Annotated in this window: 1 pseudogene; it reads right to left on the bottom strand. The window is 59.5% G+C overall.

Going from position 1 to position 533, the window contains the following annotated elements:
• A pseudogene (locus P0D89_RS53940) lies at positions 1-533 on the bottom strand (heavy metal sensor histidine kinase); the annotation flags it as partial.

Below are 533 nucleotides of genomic sequence, written 5' to 3'. Positions count from 1 at the left end.
CGACAATCCCCGCTTTGCGATGGTGTAGCCAAGTAGACCCATCAGCGCGGAACCACCGAGGAGCACGAGCCATACATCGCCTTGATAATCGCGAAGGACGGAGTAGCGTTCCTTCGCTTCATGGGCGAGCAGCACGCGTATCGATTCACCTGAAGGCAACGTTTCGTCGCCGAATACGCAGCGAGAAGGCCCGATGGACGGGGGAGAGCATGAATAAGTCTGTTGTTCTGCCGGATTGCCCGACCCAATCGAACGCAAGGGCTGGTCCCCGCGGCTCAAATCGGCCAATACCCTTCCTTGACCATCCAGTATGGCGAATGAGATTGCGGGATGCGCGAGCAATGCCTCGCGGAACACGCCGCTATTTATGCCAATCGCCTCTGCGGAGCCGTATCCGCGAGCTGCCGCCAGAAACCCGTCGAGCTGGACCGAAATCTCGCTGTCGTCGCGGTCCATGAGTTGGCTCGACAGCGAATGATAGAGAAGGGCGCCGGCCAGCGAGAGCACCAGTACGGCGACGACGGTAAAAGCGA

It is taken from the genome of Paraburkholderia sp. RL18-085-BIA-A, from assembly GCF_046027075.1.
In the GTDB taxonomy this organism is placed as follows: Bacteria; Pseudomonadota; Gammaproteobacteria; order Burkholderiales; family Burkholderiaceae; genus Paraburkholderia.
This window is presented reverse-complemented; position numbering and strand designations above follow the sequence as displayed.